The sequence below is a fragment of the Paenibacillus sp. FSL R7-0297 genome (assembly GCF_038009025.1).
GTDB lineage: Bacteria > Bacillota > Bacilli > Paenibacillales > Paenibacillaceae > Paenibacillus_AQ.
Genome location: NZ_JBBPAQ010000001.1, coordinates 4,950,367 through 4,966,203 on the forward strand (window position 1 = coordinate 4,950,367; position 15,837 = coordinate 4,966,203).

Consider the following 15,837-nt stretch of genomic DNA (forward strand, 5'->3'; position numbering starts at 1 on the left):
ATTAATATTCCATGTAAAATAAGAGGAGCCCGCTTGAGCCCCTCCCCTTACTATTCTGTCTACTGTATCAGCAGCCCAAAGCCGGTCTGGATATAATACAGGCTTGGATAAGCAATATTGCTGGTAGTCAGGTTGTTGAATGTAGCCGAGCCGTTGCCGGTATACGTATAGATCGCAGCTCCCTTATGGGCGCCGGAGAAGCGTGAGGTGGTTACTCCATCGAGTCCTGTGCCGTTAATATTGATGTTGTTGAATACGATATTGGAGAATCCGCCCCCGTATCCGAACTGAATCGCATCACGCTGGGTGTTGATGATATCGATGTTAGTGAACGTTACGTTCTTGATCGGGTCACTCGAAGCTTCGAGGTCAATCGCGCCGCGTTCCCCGTCATACAAGTCACGGCTGGTGCCGCTGTTAATAATCGTGGTATCCGAGAAAAGAATGCCCGTGTTGTTGTTGAAATGCGCACCCGGGAAGGTCGTGTTCAGTCGGATGCCGGAACCGCCTACCGTGTCGATAATGTAGTTATGATCCGCTTTGTGGCCGCTGCCTCCGAAGAAGGCAATCCCGCCGGCACGCCAGTTATTCTCGATTGTATTGTACGAGAAGGTATTATTCACCCCATCCGGAGCACCGAAAGTGTTGCTCGGCCATACGGCCAGACCATCGTCTCCGTTATTGCGCACATTGGTGTTACGGACGGTCGAGTTGCTGGTACCCTGGGAGTAGTTGATGCCGTCAGCCAGGTTGTTGCGGATACGGCTGTTCTCCACTAGCAGATTGTTAGCGAAGATTGCCGGAGTCCGTGCATAATCGCCTACCCACATGCCGCATTCAAAATGCTCAATCCAGACATCATGAATGACTGAATTGTTGCCGAAATTATCCATCATTCCCTTGTAGATGGCATTCTGGTTATAACGTGATCTGAGATTGGAATTCATGTAGACATTGCTGAAATCCAGTTTACCCAGGATGCGGAGCGAGATCCCGCCGCCCGCAGCATTAGGATTGGTGAATTGCAGGTTAGTATGCCAGTAACCAGCCCCTGTAACCGTAAAGTTATTGATCATATTGCTGACGGAGCCAATCACCCACATGCTGCTGAGATTGAAGGTTCCGGCTGGAATATAGAGTGATTTGTTGCCGGCCACGGCTGCTGTAACCGCGCTGTTGAAGGCTGCAAGATCATCCTGGCCGTCACCCGCAACTGCACCGTAATCGGTTACCGATACCGAGTTGGCCGGGCGGGCAATCGCTGCCGGGACAGGCTCGATTTCCAGGAAATCCACACCATATTCCAGACTGTCCCCGTTATTCTTCTGAATACGGATCGTATCACCGGGCTGGAGCGGTGTATCCATCTTCCAGTGTACTTCATCGAAGCGGAACAATGGGCGTCCGGCACCTGGTGCATCACCAGGCTGGTCGCCGGAGAAATATTGCCAGGAGTAATAGGAAGTAAGCGGGATGGTTTTGGCTTTGGTGCCGTTTACGTATACATCCAGCGCTCCGGTAAGACCCATTCCGTCTGCCGAATCCGGCATTGTGAATCGCATTGTGACCCCGGCACCGCCTTGACCTGAACGGACGGTCCACTGGGCATAAGAGCCATTCGAAGGCAGGGCTACGTAACTCTGGCCCGATGCTTCTGAAGCAATCAGCATCTGGTCGAAGTTTGGAGCCGATTTCAGTGTAGCAGATCCGCCACGGGTTGCATCCTGTGTATCATACCGGCTGTATGGGACGCTGGCCCCGCGCAGGGCATATACAACTAGATTAACGGTATTTACATTATTAACCTGCTTGGTCGTTACTTCATTCGCATCTGCAGCAATTGTTGTGGTGACGGTATAATTGCCGTTGACTGCGCTCCATGTTCCCGGGATGGAGACATTCACAGAAGCCCCTGCAGCAATCGCTCCGCTGTAGGAGCCGTTGAATGTCTGTACGGTGGAACCAGCTGAGTTCTTCAATACTACGGTGATTCCATGAGCACCTCCTGCGGAAGCAGTTGTTCCTTGATTCTTGAGATTGACTGCAAAGGATACGCTATTACCTGCTACCGGATTGCCCGGTGTCCAGGATGTCGTACCTACAAGGTCGGAGCTTGATACAGGAGCAACAACAAGTGATGAAGGACTGCTGTAGCTGTTGTTGCTGTCATTCTGTTCAATGATCAGATTAGTCTCATCTACCTTCGCACTGAGCGGGTAGGTGGCAGCTGTTCGGGTACCGGCATTCAATGACACGGTTGCCGAAGCACCCGCTGCCAGAGCTGCTACCGGGGCCGAGCCTGCCAGCTCGTTGTTCAGATAGAAATTAACTGTTGAGGCCGCTGCTGCGGCACTGCCGCTATTCTTCACGATGGCATTCAATGTAATCTCATTCGTTTCAACGGGAGAAGCCGGAGTCCATGACATGCCTGTAATCGTCAGGTCCGGGTTCGGTGCAGGTGTTCCATAGACCTGGAACTCGGCTATCTGTCCCGCAGGGGCACCTGAATTGGAAGCAATATTGATCTGGACACGCTTGACGGTTGCCGTAACGGGAATCGTCACCGTATTTCCGCTGGCTGGGTCGAACGTATACGCCTGAGCGGAGACCAGATTGCTGAAGGTTGAGGTGCTCTGATTATGTCCTAGTACTTGAATATTCTGAGTCCGTGTCCCCCATTCCGTGGCCGGGTTCAGCTTCAGTACAATCGAAGTGATGTTATGATTGGCACCGAGATCAAGCGTGAGCGAGCTTGGATTACCGCTTCCTTCCCAGTAAGTAGCCGTATTGTTGTCGTTGGCATTACCGGCAACGAAATTCTGTGTGCTGGAGGATGCGCTGATTGCCTTACCAATGGCGATGTTCCCTCCAGGGGAAGCCGTTGGCGTTGGAACCGGTGTGGCGGTCGGCGTTGGAGATGCCGTCGGAACTGGGGTTGCGGTTGGCGCAGGTGTAGTTGTGGAAGTAGGCGCCACCGTAGCCGTAGGCACCGGTGTTTGTGATGGAGCCGTTGTAGGTGCCGTTGTAGGTGCCGTTGTAGGTGAAGGTGTCGGCGTAGCGGTCACTGCTGCCGCTACAACAATCTGATCCAGATTAACGTTCCCCGTATCACCTGCATCATATTTATAAGCGATGGTATTACTGCCGGAGTTCAGCGTCAGGAGCTCGGCCTTCGTGCTCCAGGTATCCCAGTTCGCCAGATTAGGTAAGCTGGACTGGCGAATTTTGTTTCCATTAACATAGATGCTGAGGGTCTTATCGCTTCCGCTCGCATTGGCGTACTTCAGCGTAACATTCCGCGAACCCGCTGCGGCTACGTTCACCGTGAAGGTGGATGCCGGTCCTTGGGTCAGATAACCGTCAACAAATCCCGTGCCGGAGTAACCCGCATGATCTGTATTCACTTTCGCCCCGCCGGAGAGTGCGGCAGATTCTGCTTCATAGGTACCTGCTGGAACCGGTGTTGCAGTAGGAGTGACTGCAGGGGTGGCCGTTGGAGTGCTGGAACCGTAAATTTCAAGCTCAGAGAACTGGGCTGCCGGCCATCCGGTGTTCGCGGTTACGAGCAGGCGCACATAACGCGTACTGGTTGCTGCAAAGTTTATCGTAACACTGTTGCCCGCAGCCGATGGATTAAACACATAAGCTGCCGAAGCCACGATATCTGTAAAGGTGGAACCGTTCGTACTCCCTTGTACCGCCAGCGTCTGCGTGCGTGTTTCCCAGCCTGCAGGTATCTTCAGCACGAGCTGATCAATACTGGTGAGTCCACCCAGATCAACCTGAATCCATTGGGGAAAAGCATCATTTGTGCTTTCCCAATAGGTGCTCTGGTTGCTGTCCTTGACGTTGTCAGGCGTATACGTCTGAGATTGGCCGCTGGAGGTGATGGTTTTGTTAAGCGTCAGATTCTGTCCCCCGGCAGCTGATGAATGTGTCAGCGGTCCAGCGGCCATAAACAGAGTTGAGATTAGCAGCGTGGCTACAAGTGACCATAAGACATACTTGTTGCGCATTATATTCCTCCTCATTTCGATTGTGAGAGCGGTTACAACAAATGCAGAACCCATGAGCCAATCTTCTTACAACCTGTCTATGCCACCCTTCTGGTCTAATCTTTTTACGTAACAATCTATAATATCTTCATCGCCTCCCTTCACTTCGCTGCAATACACACTAATTATAAAGATAATGCAGCAAGATCTTTAATAGCTAATTCTACTTAAAAGATAGGCGATTCAATGATCGTGATCAAAAAAAAGCACTTCCGCCCGGGAAGTGCTCAAGGATCATGCCTGCATCATATTAATCACCCGTATATTCGTACCCGTATAATACGAAACCATCGTATTCTACATCAATAGAATAATTGTATTGTTCCAGGATTTCGAGGGGAATAGACACAGAGACACTGCTGCTGCCTGAACCATACCCGTAACCGAAGGATTCAACAGCAAGCGGCTCGTTGCGGGAATAGAATTTCAGCACAGGGGTTATCCCATGCTGCGCTCCATCTTTATCAATCATATAATCGTACAAAAAAGCACCGCTCCGCACTACAGTATGATGCTCCAGCGACAGTGCCAAAGTTACGTCACCCCGGCTCAGGTAGGCTTTCTCCAGCGTAACGACGGTATCGCCTATCTTGCGGATCACCTGCTGAATATCAATCACATGCTCTTCATCCTCAGGAATCCACTGCTTCTGGAAACTGATACGGAACGGCTCTGTCAGGCTGAGTATCGACTTGGTGTACTCCCTTCGGGCTGCGATAGTATCCACATCAACAGCTTCCGTTGCATAGCTCTCATAACGCTTTTCTTTGGCAACCTTGCCGGAATAGTCAAGGGCTAGGATCAAAAAGGCTACAAGAAACAGCGCTCTGATGATTCTGTAAACAAGCTTCTTCAAAATCCACCTTCCTTGCGATTACTGGGTGCTTACACCCGAGTATTATAATCCCGGTGGTTTATTCTGGAATGTGACAAAAATCCTCCCTGAATCTTCAAGGAGGATTAGATGACCTACTATTCCATTCTAAGACAATTCTTTGATATACCAGGCATCACAGGCATAATGCTCTGAGCCGGCAAGCGGAGCATCCAGCAGCCCGAAACCGTGTTTGACATAAAAACGGCCTGCGGCCTGCATGGTCTGCAGCGTCTCCAGATAACATCTGCCGTAATGCTGCCTGGCGAATGCCAGCGCCGTCCCTAATAGATCTGCAGCAACTCCTTGGCCGCGGATGGCGGATGACAGATACATTTTCTGCAACTCACAGATCCCGTTCTCCTCATCAAAAGGTGCAATTCCGCAGCCGCCAAGCACCTCTCCATCTTCTTCAACAATCCAGTAAGCCCTGTTCGCAGCACTATTGTAATAGGTGTATAGGTCATGCATGCTGTCATCAGCCCAGGCGAGACCCTCACGGTTGCCCCCGAATTCAATCAGACATTCCCGTATAATCCCTTCAATGGCCGCATTATCTCTTCGCTCTATGTATCTGATATTCATCATTCTGTTAAGCCTCCCGCCATTCTTCCGGGCTATGTCCCGCTATCCTATACACTTTATCATAACAGCAGACTTCCTAATCCATCAACTCGCAAAAAAGCTACGAAATTAATATGATAGCCCCATCCATCCAGAACAAGTACCGGTACGGATTTCACTCCAACCCGCATGAAAAAACACCGCTTTTGCCATTGTAATTGCTCTATTCTAGGTTTTGTTGTTTCTGACAATTCTTATTTTAGAGATTGGCAGGTGCTTTTTCTATTCAGAATAGGCTATCATTATCATAGCTTCAGCCAATCCAAATCCGTTGGAGAGCTGCCTGATCTCTCCTGCGGTTATCCGGTTCCATAAGGAGTATCCGAGAATTCTGCACATTTCAAGGAGTGAGTCTAATGAACAAACTTGTATTTTTCCTCGGTCCGGGCGGGACCGGCAAAACAACACTAGCCAAAACCATAGCAGCCCGGCGCCCGGCCTCTGTATTCGATATGGATATTCTGCTGCGTCCGGCAGCTACAGCGATCATGACTATGCATGGACTGGACCCCGATGACAGGGATTCGGATGAATATAAAAGCTTATGCCGAGACCTGGGGTACCGGATTACGATGGACGCTGCACTGGACAATATCGGACTACAAAGCGATATATTCGTCGTAGGTCCCTTCACCAAAGAAGCGGCCGACCCGGAGTGGATCGTGCGTGAACTGTCGCGCATCGGACGTACACTGGAGGAGGTCGAGGTCAAAGTTGTGATGGTCAGTCTTCCGGATGCGGCAGCGTTTCGTGAACGGCTTGAGGGCAGACAATCCCCTCTGGACGCCTGGAAGTTCGCACACTGGGATGAGTTCAGCGCTTCCCTGGGCAGCCGCACCGTGGCATGGCCGCTTCCGGCTTCGCAGGTGGCACAGATTGATAATTCCCATCCGGACAGGAACGTTGCTGCTGCGGCTGTGGAAGCTTTTATTTACGGAGCAGGTGCAGGGACTGCCTAGTCCCCTTTTATAATTCCATAATAGATTCTGTCATCATATTCTCCGGTTTCCCTGTAATAAAAGCTCTGCCTGAGCGTGCCTTCGTACGTCATTTGCGCCTTACGCAGCACGCCTCCGGAAGCACTATTCCTCCCGCGGTGAAAAGCCTGCAGCCGGTGCAGGCCCGTCTCCGCAAAAGTATATCTAATCACAGCGGACAAAGCTTCACTGGCATATCCCTGCCGCTGGTAAGCTTGTCCGATGCAGTATTCAATATCCGCAATCCGGTGTTCGTGATCTATACTGCAGAAGGCAATTTGCCCGATGCATTCTCCGTCCTCCTGAAGCACTATGGCCCATCTATAAATGTCCTTATTGCCGTAAGCGGCGGTCCAGCGCGTAAGCAGCTCATTCACATCATTAACAGTATCGCAGGCCTGCTCTCCATATTCAGATTGAACTGCCGGATCGCCAATCCAGTTGCCGTACATGCTGGCTGCATCCTGCAATAGGAATGGCCTTAAACTGAGACGCTCCGTAACAATCAGTTGGGTCCCTGTATGTACACATTCTTCACCTTTGCTCTGCATAGGTTATCATCCTCCACATTTCTTGAAAAGCCCCCCAATCAATAATATTAGATTGGGAGGCGGATTTGTGATTAGACGTTATTTCTTGATTGCATGAAGATAATGAATCGTCTCAAAGGCGGTCAAAGCATCACTCCGGTTGCTGAAAAACCTGTCATTGATCTCCGCCGGGGATAAGTGCTCATAAATAAGCAGACCCGCTTGCTCCAGCAGCTGCTCCATTTCATGATAAGCGAAACAGGATTTCATCGGCTCACCGCTGGCGGCAGCCATCTGCACCATCTTTTCCACCCGGCCCGACAGCCCCTTCTCTTCAAAAAGCCGCTCATCCGCATAATCCAGTACAATAGAACTGCCTGCAGGGAGACCGTTGAACAATTCAGTAATCAGGCTGGCGTTCTCCTCTTTCGTCAGGTAGTAGGATACACCCAGCAGGCTGAAGAAGGTCTTGGCTTGTGGATCAAACCCCCGCCCAATCAGATTGGAAGAAGAGAATTCCCTGGTGAAATCCATAGGTACAAAGTGAAGATTGACCGGAACTTCCAACCCGGCGTCACTGAGCCTCTGCTTCTTGAACTCCTGTGTAGCCGGATAGTCCACTTCAAAGATCTCCAGCCGGTCTTTCAATTCAGGATGACGGTAGCCAAAGCTATCAAGTCCGGCTCCAAGGATGACATACTGCTTCAATCCTAAGATCAGCTCATGCAGTAATATGGCCTCACAGTATGCAGCACGCGCGAGCGGTGTCGGGGACAGCTGTACATGTGTAATCCATTTCAGAATGGCGTCCGGATCATCCTGATGTTGATTTGCAATGTCTGTGTTGAAAAAAGGGATGCCCTGCACCATATTCTTGCTGATGTCTGAAAACTCCTGCGGTGAAATCAAGTCTTGGGCCAAATAATCATCAAAAATTTTGGGTGTGTCATATTTACTGTGATAGGCTCGGCCAAACGCTGCTACTTTGGAAGTTAAACTGGACTCTTTCTGCTTCAAACGTATATCCTCCCATAAAAAAAATAAGATTCCCCCGGCCGGGAGAATCTTATTATATACACAAAACATTAATATGTAAATTATAGCATATTTAATATATTTTGTCAATGACAAACATCCCTAAGAAAAGCACCAGCAGCCTTGAAACTGGAGATCACCCCGCTGCCCACACCGGCACAGAGAGCCGCCCCTACCGCAGCTTCTTCCATTTGCGCACCAGCTGTGAGCGGTACTCCGAATGCTGCTTCAGCCTTGGCACACAGCACCGGATTACTCCGCAATGCATTACCGGAACCTATGAGGCGGGTGAACCCCTTCGCCCCCTGCTGCTCAAGATCCTTCAGGAAGCCGTATAATTCATCAATCATACCTTGGAGAAAAGCATGGGACAGTCCGGCAGGTGTGAAGTTATCCAGAGTGATTCCCTCGATGCTGCCGCGCTTGCCCGGATCTGCTCTTGTACCCAGAAACTGTGTATTCACCTTTAGTCCGGCGGTCATACCATCTGCTGGCTCTTCCGCAAGCAACTGGGCCAGCAGAGAATAGATATCTGCAGGTGCTTCTCCTGTGTAAGCAGTGATCAGCTGCCGGAAGAAGCCTTCCAGCAGAGCATACGACCTGCCGCCGCTAAGCGCAGCCCCTACCATGAGTACTCCACCGCCCGGATAAGGACGCACCTCCATTGCTGATGGAGCAGGGTTGTATTCAGGAAGCCAGGCCGACAGCTGGCTTCCTGTGCCGATGTTCAGCAGCAATGAACCGGCGGGCTGCGGTACGCTGCCCAGGAAGCTGGCCTGATTGTCACCGAGCGAAGTATACACCGGTATTCCCTGTAGTGTTGTACCGATTGCGGTTCCGGAAGGGACAACCGGCGGCAATATCGTCACATCAATTCCGGCCTGCATAAGCGCAGTGATATCAAAAGCACCTGTCTGCAAGCTGTAGCCCCCGATGCCAGCCGCCTGTGTGTTGCATCAATTAGAGGTACCACGCTGTTCGCCAGCCTCATCGCGATGTAATCCGCAATCGTGCAGAATTGGACTGCATGCTCAGGCACCAGCTGATGCTGCAAATTATAATAGTGAGTGGCTAGTCCGTAGCCGGGAGCTATATGATATCCGGTTAGCCTGCTAAGCTGCTGCGCATAAGTGAGGCTGTTATCCGCCCCGGAAGGCAGATTTCCTCTGCCATCCTGCCACGTATAGAGCGGGCCCAGAGGATTGCCGTTCTGGTCTATATATACAATCCCGTGCATCTGCCCGGTCAGGCCGATTCGTGCTGCTTCCGGCCCCCTTGACAGCAGGAGACCAAGGATACGTTCAGCCTGCTGCAGAATAATCCCCGGCTCTTGCAGACGTTCCCATTCATGATTCGGGCTGAAGGGTTTACTTACCTGTTCCTCTGTCGTCGAATGCAGGACGGTTCGTATCTCCAGATCGTAGAGCAATCCGGAAATTGAGGTGGTTCCGATATCCAGTCCGATCATGATCATATACTTCATCCTCTTCCCGTTCATATAGCCTCTATGGTAAGCCTTCATGAAGTACAGCGTCAACCAGGCAGCAAGGAGTGATTATTAACGTAGCATCCGCTGCAATGCGATTGCTCCGGGCGGGGTGGAGAGTAATATCGGATCTACCATGACGCATATTAATGAATTCGGGAAGGGACATACCCAGCCGGGGGTGGCTCTCAATCCGCGCACAGGCAAACCGGAGGAAATCGCGCAGCTTGCCCTGTTCCTCGGCTCAGACGAAGCAAGCTTTATTAATGAAGCTGTAGTGACAGCCGATGGCGGATGGACTGCTTATGAATAGTCTGCCCTGCTTCAAAAGAAAGGCCATCTCCCGTTATTCACGGTGGATGGCCTTATTACATACCGTTGTTAGTTGCGTGCATCCTGCACCCTGATATTACTGCCGAACAAAGTAGAATCGCTTGTCAGTTTGTAGGCCGGGTAGCCTTCCTCTGCTTCCAGTCGCATGATCTCATCGAATAGGGATTCCTGCTGCCGGTCACACAGAAAGGTGAAGGGTTCGGTTTGAAATACGATATCCGTCGGGGAAGGACCGCTTACAATCCGGATGACCAGAACGCCATTACAGCCGCAATCCTCCGTATCATAGAACATTTTGAATTGCCCGGGCTGGCCGGCAAGACTCTGCGTAAGACGTTCTTCAGTAAGCGGGTTTAGTTGTATTTGCATCAGATATTTCTCTCCTTTGTAGGGCAAAATGCCTGAGAATTCGATCAGGTGACAAGTATAGTGTGTATTTTGCCTGGACTCCTGTGACAGCAGTCACTTTGGGTTTGACATTAATATAACATATAATCAGGCGTTGACGTGCCCCGGCCGCCGCCGGGTCATGTCAACGCCTGATTAGGGATTATACTATATCTTAGCCGATCTGTGAGCGCACTGCCTTTTCCAGGCTGAGCAGTTCCTCTCTTACCTTAACCACTTCGCCAATAATGATGATGGCAGGATTGCTGATTCTCATCGCCGCTGCCAGTTTGCCAATACTGCAGAGCGTTCCGGTCGCCGTCCGTTCGCGCACTGTTGTCCCGTTCTCAATCAGTGCAATAGGTGTCAGCGGATCTTTCCCGTGCTTAAGCAGCTGATCACAAATCTCGCCCAGTTTGCTGACTCCCATATAGATGACAAGAGTGTCCACGCTATGGGCTAGGGCATCCCATCGTACCGGAGAGTCCTGATCATGGCAGCGGCTGCCGGTCACGATAGCGAATGAGGCTGCCAAACCGCGATGGGTCAGCGGGATGCCGGCAGAAGCTGCTGCACCGATCGCCGAGGTGATCCCTGGAATTACTTCGTATGGGATTCCTGCAGCGGCGGCTTCCAGCGCTTCCTCCCCGCCCCGTCCGAAGACAAACGGGTCTCCGCCTTTCAGGCGTACCACATGACATCCGGCTGCAGCATAGTTGATCATCAGCTGCTGGGTGGATTCCTGCGGCATCGAGTGAAGTCCGGGTGCTTTGCCGCAGTAGATGCGCAGAACATCGCTTTTGGCATAGCCCAGCAGCTCTTCATTCACCAGGCGGTCATACAGAATCACATCTGCACTCTGAATACGCCGCAGTGCCTTGACTGTAATCAGCTCGGGATCACCGGGGCCTGCACCGACAATGGATATGCTGCCCTGCTTCATAGGCTTTTCTCCAGGGCGGCTGTGGCTGAGATTACTGTATCGCGTCCCGGCGTCAACCCGGCTTCAGAAGAGGCTCCGGGTTTGAAGCTTTTTTGCGACAGATATAGAAGAATGCCTGTGAATAGCAGGCCTCCGGCGAAATTGCCGATTAGTACGGGAATGCCGTTCCAGATCCACCAGTCCGCGAAGCTGACATTGGCGCCAAGCATCATTCCGGCAGGAATAACGAAGAAGTTGACTACCGTATGCTCGAAGCCTTGCCCGAAGAAGGTAAGGATCGGCAGCCACATGGCGAAGATTTTGCCGGATGTGGATTTGGAGGTCATGGCCAGAACCGCACCCAGCGTAACCATCCAGTTGCAGAGTATGGCTTTGATGAAGGCGAGTGTCATCCCCTCTGCCCCCATACTCTTGTAGGCCGTTGTCTTGCCTTCACTGGCCGTAATCAGTGTCTGGATCAGCGGATTCGACATATCCGTCCCCATCTTCGTAATTGTGAGTCCATAGAGAGCTGCGTATACTGCGCATCCAATCAGATGTCCGATAATAACCCAGAAGAAATTACCCAGCATCCGTTTTATTGTTGTCCGCTTCTCCAGCACAGCCAGCGGGACCAGGGCAAAGCTGCCGGTGACGAGTTCAAGCCCAAGTAGAATGATCATCACAAAGCCTACAGGAAACAGAAGTGCACCAACCATCGGGATCTTGGTCTGGGCGGTTGCGGTAAAGGCCAGCGTTGTGGCACAGGCCAGTATGGCACCGCCAAGGCTGCCGCGGACAATCAGCTGTATAATGCCCAGTTCCGCTTTGGTCTTACCGGCTTCAATCATTGAGGTCAATACTTCACTTGGTTTGACATAGTCCATTAGGAATCCCCCTTATATGCTCGGATGAATTATATCGTTAGGTACAAGCTGCCGCTGGTGTGATCAATCTCCACCTCATAAGTTGTCACATGCCCTGTATCAGGTGCCTGCACGTCACCGCTATGGAGATCGATCCGCCAGTCATGGAGCGGACAATGCACTTTAGAACCGCAGACCATCCCTTCGGATAAGACTCCGCCTTTATGCGGGCATTTATTCTCCACCGCCAGCACCTCACCGCTGCTTAACCGGAACAAGGCAATCTCGGTATTTCCCACCCGTAACTTGCGCGAGCCCTTAATGTCAATATCGTTCAAGTTACCTATGAGCATCTTGGTCATTGTCATTTGTAAGCCCCCTTAGACTGTCTCCGGCAAGGAGATCGGTTCGAAATTTTTGCGCAGCTCCGGTGTATTCACAATTTGCTTCCATGGATCAGTGGTGAGACTAAGCGTCTTCTGAATTCTCTCCTGCAGCGCCAATCGTGCCTCTCGGGACTCCAGCGCCTGCTTGATGCTGTCAAGGCCCACGCGTTCCACCCACTGAGCGGTCCGTTCATTCCATCCGGCATTCTCACGGTAATATTGCAGGAACGCACTAGCCCACTCCATCACCTCATCATCGGTCTTCACCACGCAGAGCAGCTCCGTGGCCCGGACATGAACGCCGCCGTTGCCGCCGATATGCAGCTCCCAGCCGCCGTCTATGGCTACAACTCCGAAATCCTTAATTGTCGCTTCTGCGCAGTTGCGCGGGCAACCGGATACCGCCAGCTTCACTTTAGCCGGAGCGTTCAGCCGTTCAAAAGCCTGTTCCAGCCGAATCCCCATTCCGAGAGCATCCTGTGTTCCGAACCGGCAGTAGGTGGAGCCGACGCAGGTCTTCACTGTACGGAGTGTCTTGCCGTAGGCATGGCCGGAGGGCATATCCAGCTCCTCCCACATCTTCGGCAGGTCTTCTTTCTTGACACCAAGCAGATCGAGCCGTTGTCCGCCCGTGAACTTGACCAGCGGAACATCGAACTTCACCGCAACCTGTGCAATCTTGATCAGTTCAGCCGGGGAAGTGACCCCGCCGTAGATTCTTGGTACTACGGAGTAAGTACCGTCCTTCTGGATATTGGCATGGTAGCGCTCATTGGTGAATCTGGATTCATTCTCATCAATATATTCTTCAGGATAGAGCATCCCCAGATAGTAGTTAAGGGAAGGCCGGCATTTGGCGCAGCCTTCTTCATTGCTCCACTCCAGGACATTCATGACCTCCTTGACGGTCATCAGCTTCATCCGCTTGATTTCGGCGACAATCTCATCCCGCCCGAGCGTGGTGCAGCCGCATATCCCTTCTTTGACCGTCACGGCATCCTCGCCGGCATATAGCTGAAGCAGTCCTTCCACCAGCGGCTTGCAGCCGCCGCAAGAAGCCGAGGCTTTGGTGCAGGCTTTGATCTGCCCTACACTGGTACAGCCGCCGGAGGTAATCGCCTCAGCAATCGCCCCTTTCGAGACTCCATTGCAGCCGCAGATGATCTCATCATCTGCCATTCCTTCAAGCCGGTTCCCTTTGGGCGCCAGCGCATCAGCAGATATTCCGAGCAGCAGCTCTTTTTCTCTCCCCTTAATATTCTCGCCCTTCTTGATCATCGAGAACAGCTGCGCTCCGTCACCTGTATCTCCGAACAGCACGGCTCCAATCAGTTTATCACCGTGAATGACCAGCTTTTTATACACACCATCGGTCTCATCCTGGAACCGCAGCGCCTTGGTGCCGGACTGTTCGGTGAATTGTCCTGCCGAGAACACATCAACGCCGGATACCTTCAGCTTGGTAGAGGTAACCGAACCGGCGTAGCCTTCTGTTGGTACACCTGCCAGCCTTTTAGCCAGGACGGCTCCCTGTTCATATAGCGGGGCGACAAGCCCGTAGGCAATACCCCGGTGTTCCGCGCACTCCCCGACGGCATAGATGCCGGGCAGGTTGCTCTCCATATAATCGTTCACAATAATCCCGCGGTTGACTTCAATCCCGCTGCTGCGGGCAAGCTCTACATTCGGCTTGATGCCGACAGCCATCACAATCAGATCCGCGTCTTCTATGCTGCCATCTGCGAACAAAAGGCCCTTGACCCGCTTTTTGCCAAGAACTGCTTCGGACTGCTTCTTCAGCAGGAACTTCATTCCCTGGCCTTCCAGTTCCTTGCGCAGCATTACGGAGGCGGACTCGTCCAGCTGGCGCTCCATAATATATTCATGGATGTGGACTACCGATACCTCCATCCCCAGATGCAGCAGCCCTCTTGCCGCCTCCAGTCCGAGCAGACCGCCGCCGATCACCAGCGCTTTGCCATATTTTTGCGATACCTCCTGCATGATTTGTGTATCCTTGATGTCCCGGAAGGCAATAACGCCCTCCTTATCTGCACCTGGGATCGGCAGCATGAAGGGGTTGGAGCCGGTTGCCAGAATCAGCTCATCATAACTGGCAGTAATTCCTTTATCCGTATGGACTTTGCGCTCTACAGGATCAATGGAGGTTACGGTGTGTCCTGTATACAGCTGAATATTGAAGCTCCGGTACCACTCCAGATCGTTGATTACGATCTCATCAAGACTTGCACCGCCTGCAAGAACAGAAGACAACATGATCCGGTTATAATTCGGATGCGGCTCCGAACCAAAGATTGTAATGTCATAAGCCTCCGGCGCTAATTTGAGCAGATGCTCAATCACCCGTACCCCCGCCATCCCGTTGCCGACTAGTATCAGTTTTTTGCGAATTGCTGACATGTCTCTCTCTCCTCTCCAGGTAAACAACAGAAATAGCCCGCTTCACTCCGCCCGGAAACATACTTCTTCCCTTGCGATTTAAGTGAAAGCAGGCGCCATTGCCGCTTCAACCGAATACATCGTTGTATTCGAAGAATTGATGAATTTGTTAAAACGACTATACTACAGCCATCCTGATTACGTCAATAATTATGACATATAAAATTTTATTATTTTAATTCATCGACAAAATTACCTGAACTGTGTTATATAATATTACATCATCTTTATTCCGACTGTACTTGTTCTCCACTGATGTGCAGACTTAACCCCTTATTATATGTAAAAGGAGCGTCGTCAACTATGCATTCCCTGTTAGTTATAGATCCGGGCAGAACAGAGAATTCCGCAGAAGAACGCTCCTCACCAAGTCCTGACAGTATTCTCAGTTCCTGCGGTTATGTAACCGGGACGGCTGCTTCGGAAGATCAGGTCTTTCCGCTGATCAGTGATACGGATGCCTTCATTCTCCATCTCCCCGTTACTGAGATCAGTTATTGGAGAAGTATTCTGGTTCAGCACAAGGTTGCCCCGGTACTCTGGTGGTGTACCCCGCGAACCGCAACGTTATCCGTCTCTGCCTGTGGAGATGATATTATGGTGGATGGAATATTGTCTCCGGCGATGCAGCCTCAGGAGATCCACTGGATCCTCCACTTCAGCTCCAGACAATGCTTCGAGCGCCAGCAATGGCTCAAGGAACGGGAACAGCTGTTATCCCGGCTTGAGGAGCGTAAATGGATCGACATGGCCAAAGGTATTCTCTCCAAAGCCAGGAACATCAGCGAATCCGAAGCTTACGACCTGCTGCGCAAGCAGGCCATGAATGAACGGAAACGGATGGTCGATGTCGCTACTTCCATTGTCAAGGTGTACCAGATGCTGCAGGATCAAACTTAAGG

At 51.5% G+C, this 15,837-nt stretch carries 14 protein-coding genes and 1 pseudogene; 3 read left to right on the plus strand and 12 right to left on the minus strand.

Annotated features, from left to right (window positions below; genetic code table 11):
- Positions 1 to 59: 59 nt before the first annotated feature.
- The 3 genes from MKZ24_RS21585 to MKZ24_RS21595 form a co-directional block, all read right to left on the minus strand.
- Entirely contained in the window at positions 60 to 4,016 is a 3,957-nt protein-coding gene (locus MKZ24_RS21585) for a discoidin domain-containing protein (RefSeq protein WP_340786274.1), read from the minus strand.
- Between the two features lie 289 nt (positions 4,017 to 4,305).
- On the minus strand, positions 4,306 to 4,911 hold the full coding sequence (locus MKZ24_RS21590) for a hypothetical protein (RefSeq protein WP_340786278.1): 606 nt from the start codon (positions 4,909 to 4,911) through the stop codon (positions 4,306 to 4,308).
- 126 nt (positions 4,912 to 5,037) lie between these two features.
- Positions 5,038 to 5,517: a GNAT family N-acetyltransferase gene (locus tag MKZ24_RS21595; protein WP_231637868.1), complete on the minus strand. Its 480-nt coding sequence runs from the start codon at positions 5,515 to 5,517 to the stop codon at positions 5,038 to 5,040.
- A 392-nt stretch (positions 5,518 to 5,909) separates the two neighbouring features.
- Between MKZ24_RS21595 and MKZ24_RS21600 the strand changes: the two genes are divergently transcribed.
- Entirely contained in the window at positions 5,910 to 6,512 is a 603-nt protein-coding gene (locus MKZ24_RS21600; protein WP_340786280.1) for an AAA family ATPase, read from the plus strand.
- Here the strand turns inward: MKZ24_RS21600 and MKZ24_RS21605 are convergent.
- The 4 genes from MKZ24_RS21605 to MKZ24_RS21620 form a co-directional block, all read right to left on the minus strand.
- Positions 6,509 to 7,081 (minus strand): GNAT family N-acetyltransferase, encoded by a 573-nt coding sequence (locus tag MKZ24_RS21605; RefSeq protein ID WP_042236357.1) that lies wholly within the window; start codon positions 7,079 to 7,081, stop codon positions 6,509 to 6,511. The genes MKZ24_RS21600 and MKZ24_RS21605 overlap by 4 nt on opposite strands.
- Before the next feature lie 78 nt (positions 7,082 to 7,159).
- Positions 7,160 to 8,077 carry a class I SAM-dependent methyltransferase gene (locus MKZ24_RS21610; protein ID WP_340786282.1) on the minus strand — a complete coding sequence of 306 codons (918 nt, stop codon included), beginning with the start codon at positions 8,075 to 8,077 and terminating at the stop codon, positions 7,160 to 7,162.
- Positions 8,078 to 8,181: 104 nt separating this feature from the next.
- The gene (locus MKZ24_RS21615; protein ID WP_340786286.1) at positions 8,182 to 9,015 is read right to left on the minus strand and encodes an FGGY-family carbohydrate kinase; all 834 of its coding nucleotides are present in this window, start codon (positions 9,013 to 9,015) and stop codon (positions 8,182 to 8,184) included.
- A complete protein-coding gene (locus MKZ24_RS21620) occupies positions 8,961 to 9,569 on the minus strand; it encodes an FGGY family carbohydrate kinase (RefSeq protein ID WP_340786289.1) in 609 nt (202 codons plus the stop codon). Before MKZ24_RS21620 ends, MKZ24_RS21615 begins: the two co-directional genes overlap by 55 nt.
- A 94-nt stretch (positions 9,570 to 9,663) precedes the next feature.
- Here MKZ24_RS21620 and MKZ24_RS21625 point away from each other — a divergent pair.
- Positions 9,664 to 9,894: pseudogene (locus tag MKZ24_RS21625) on the plus strand (SDR family oxidoreductase); the annotation flags it as partial.
- A gap of 68 nt (positions 9,895 to 9,962) precedes the next feature.
- Here the strand turns inward: MKZ24_RS21625 and MKZ24_RS21630 are convergent.
- The 5 genes from MKZ24_RS21630 to nirB all read right to left on the minus strand — a co-directional run bounded on the left by MKZ24_RS21630 (position 9,963) and on the right by nirB (position 14,896).
- Complete coding sequence (locus MKZ24_RS21630) at positions 9,963 to 10,283, minus strand: iron-sulfur cluster biosynthesis family protein (RefSeq protein WP_042236352.1); 321 nt, start codon at positions 10,281 to 10,283, stop codon at positions 9,963 to 9,965.
- Positions 10,284 to 10,476: 193 nt separating this feature from the next.
- Positions 10,477 to 11,244 carry a uroporphyrinogen-III C-methyltransferase gene (gene cobA, locus MKZ24_RS21635; protein WP_340786294.1) on the minus strand — a complete coding sequence of 256 codons (768 nt, stop codon included), beginning with the start codon at positions 11,242 to 11,244 and terminating at the stop codon, positions 10,477 to 10,479.
- Positions 11,241 to 12,110 carry a formate/nitrite transporter family protein gene (locus MKZ24_RS21640; RefSeq protein WP_340786297.1) on the minus strand — a complete coding sequence of 290 codons (870 nt, stop codon included), beginning with the start codon at positions 12,108 to 12,110 and terminating at the stop codon, positions 11,241 to 11,243. The genes cobA and MKZ24_RS21640 overlap by 4 nt, the downstream gene beginning before the upstream one ends.
- A 29-nt stretch (positions 12,111 to 12,139) precedes the next feature.
- Positions 12,140 to 12,451, minus strand: coding sequence for a nitrite reductase small subunit NirD (nirD, locus tag MKZ24_RS21645; protein ID WP_340790202.1), 312 nt, complete (start codon positions 12,449 to 12,451; stop codon positions 12,140 to 12,142).
- Between the two features lie 18 nt (positions 12,452 to 12,469).
- The gene (gene nirB, locus MKZ24_RS21650) at positions 12,470 to 14,896 is read right to left on the minus strand and encodes a nitrite reductase large subunit NirB (protein WP_340786300.1); all 2,427 of its coding nucleotides are present in this window, start codon (positions 14,894 to 14,896) and stop codon (positions 12,470 to 12,472) included.
- Positions 14,897 to 15,238: 342 nt separating this feature from the next.
- Here nirB and MKZ24_RS21655 point away from each other — a divergent pair, with 342 nt between their 5' ends.
- Positions 15,239 to 15,835, plus strand: a complete 597-nt coding sequence (locus tag MKZ24_RS21655; RefSeq protein ID WP_042236346.1) for an ANTAR domain-containing response regulator — start codon at positions 15,239 to 15,241, stop codon at positions 15,833 to 15,835.
- The last annotated feature ends 2 nt before the right edge of the window (positions 15,836 to 15,837 follow it).

Bases quoted from the DNA above. Each gene is read 5' to 3' on its own strand.
- nirD (WP_340790202.1), bottom strand. From the start codon at position 12,451: ATGACCAAGATGCTCATAGGTAACTTGAACGATATTGACATTAAGGGC.
- MKZ24_RS21640 (WP_340786297.1), bottom strand. From the start codon at position 12,110: ATGGACTATGTCAAACCAAGTGAAGTATTGACCTCAATGATTGAAGCC.
- nirB (WP_340786300.1), bottom strand. From the start codon at position 14,896: ATGTCAGCAATTCGCAAAAAACTGATACTAGTCGGCAACGGGATGGCG.
- MKZ24_RS21585 (WP_340786274.1), bottom strand. From the start codon at position 4,016: ATGCGCAACAAGTATGTCTTATGGTCACTTGTAGCCACGCTGCTAATC.
- MKZ24_RS21655 (WP_042236346.1), top strand. From the start codon at position 15,239: ATGCATTCCCTGTTAGTTATAGATCCGGGCAGAACAGAGAATTCCGCA.
- MKZ24_RS21595 (WP_231637868.1), bottom strand. From the start codon at position 5,517: ATGATGAATATCAGATACATAGAGCGAAGAGATAATGCGGCCATTGAA.
- cobA (WP_340786294.1), bottom strand. From the start codon at position 11,244: ATGAAGCAGGGCAGCATATCCATTGTCGGTGCAGGCCCCGGTGATCCC.
- MKZ24_RS21605 (WP_042236357.1), bottom strand. From the start codon at position 7,081: ATGCAGAGCAAAGGTGAAGAATGTGTACATACAGGGACCCAACTGATT.
- MKZ24_RS21630 (WP_042236352.1), bottom strand. From the start codon at position 10,283: ATGCAAATACAACTAAACCCGCTTACTGAAGAACGTCTTACGCAGAGT.
- MKZ24_RS21600 (WP_340786280.1), top strand. From the start codon at position 5,910: ATGAACAAACTTGTATTTTTCCTCGGTCCGGGCGGGACCGGCAAAACA.
- MKZ24_RS21620 (WP_340786289.1), bottom strand. From the start codon at position 9,569: ATGATCATGATCGGACTGGATATCGGAACCACCTCAATTTCCGGATTG.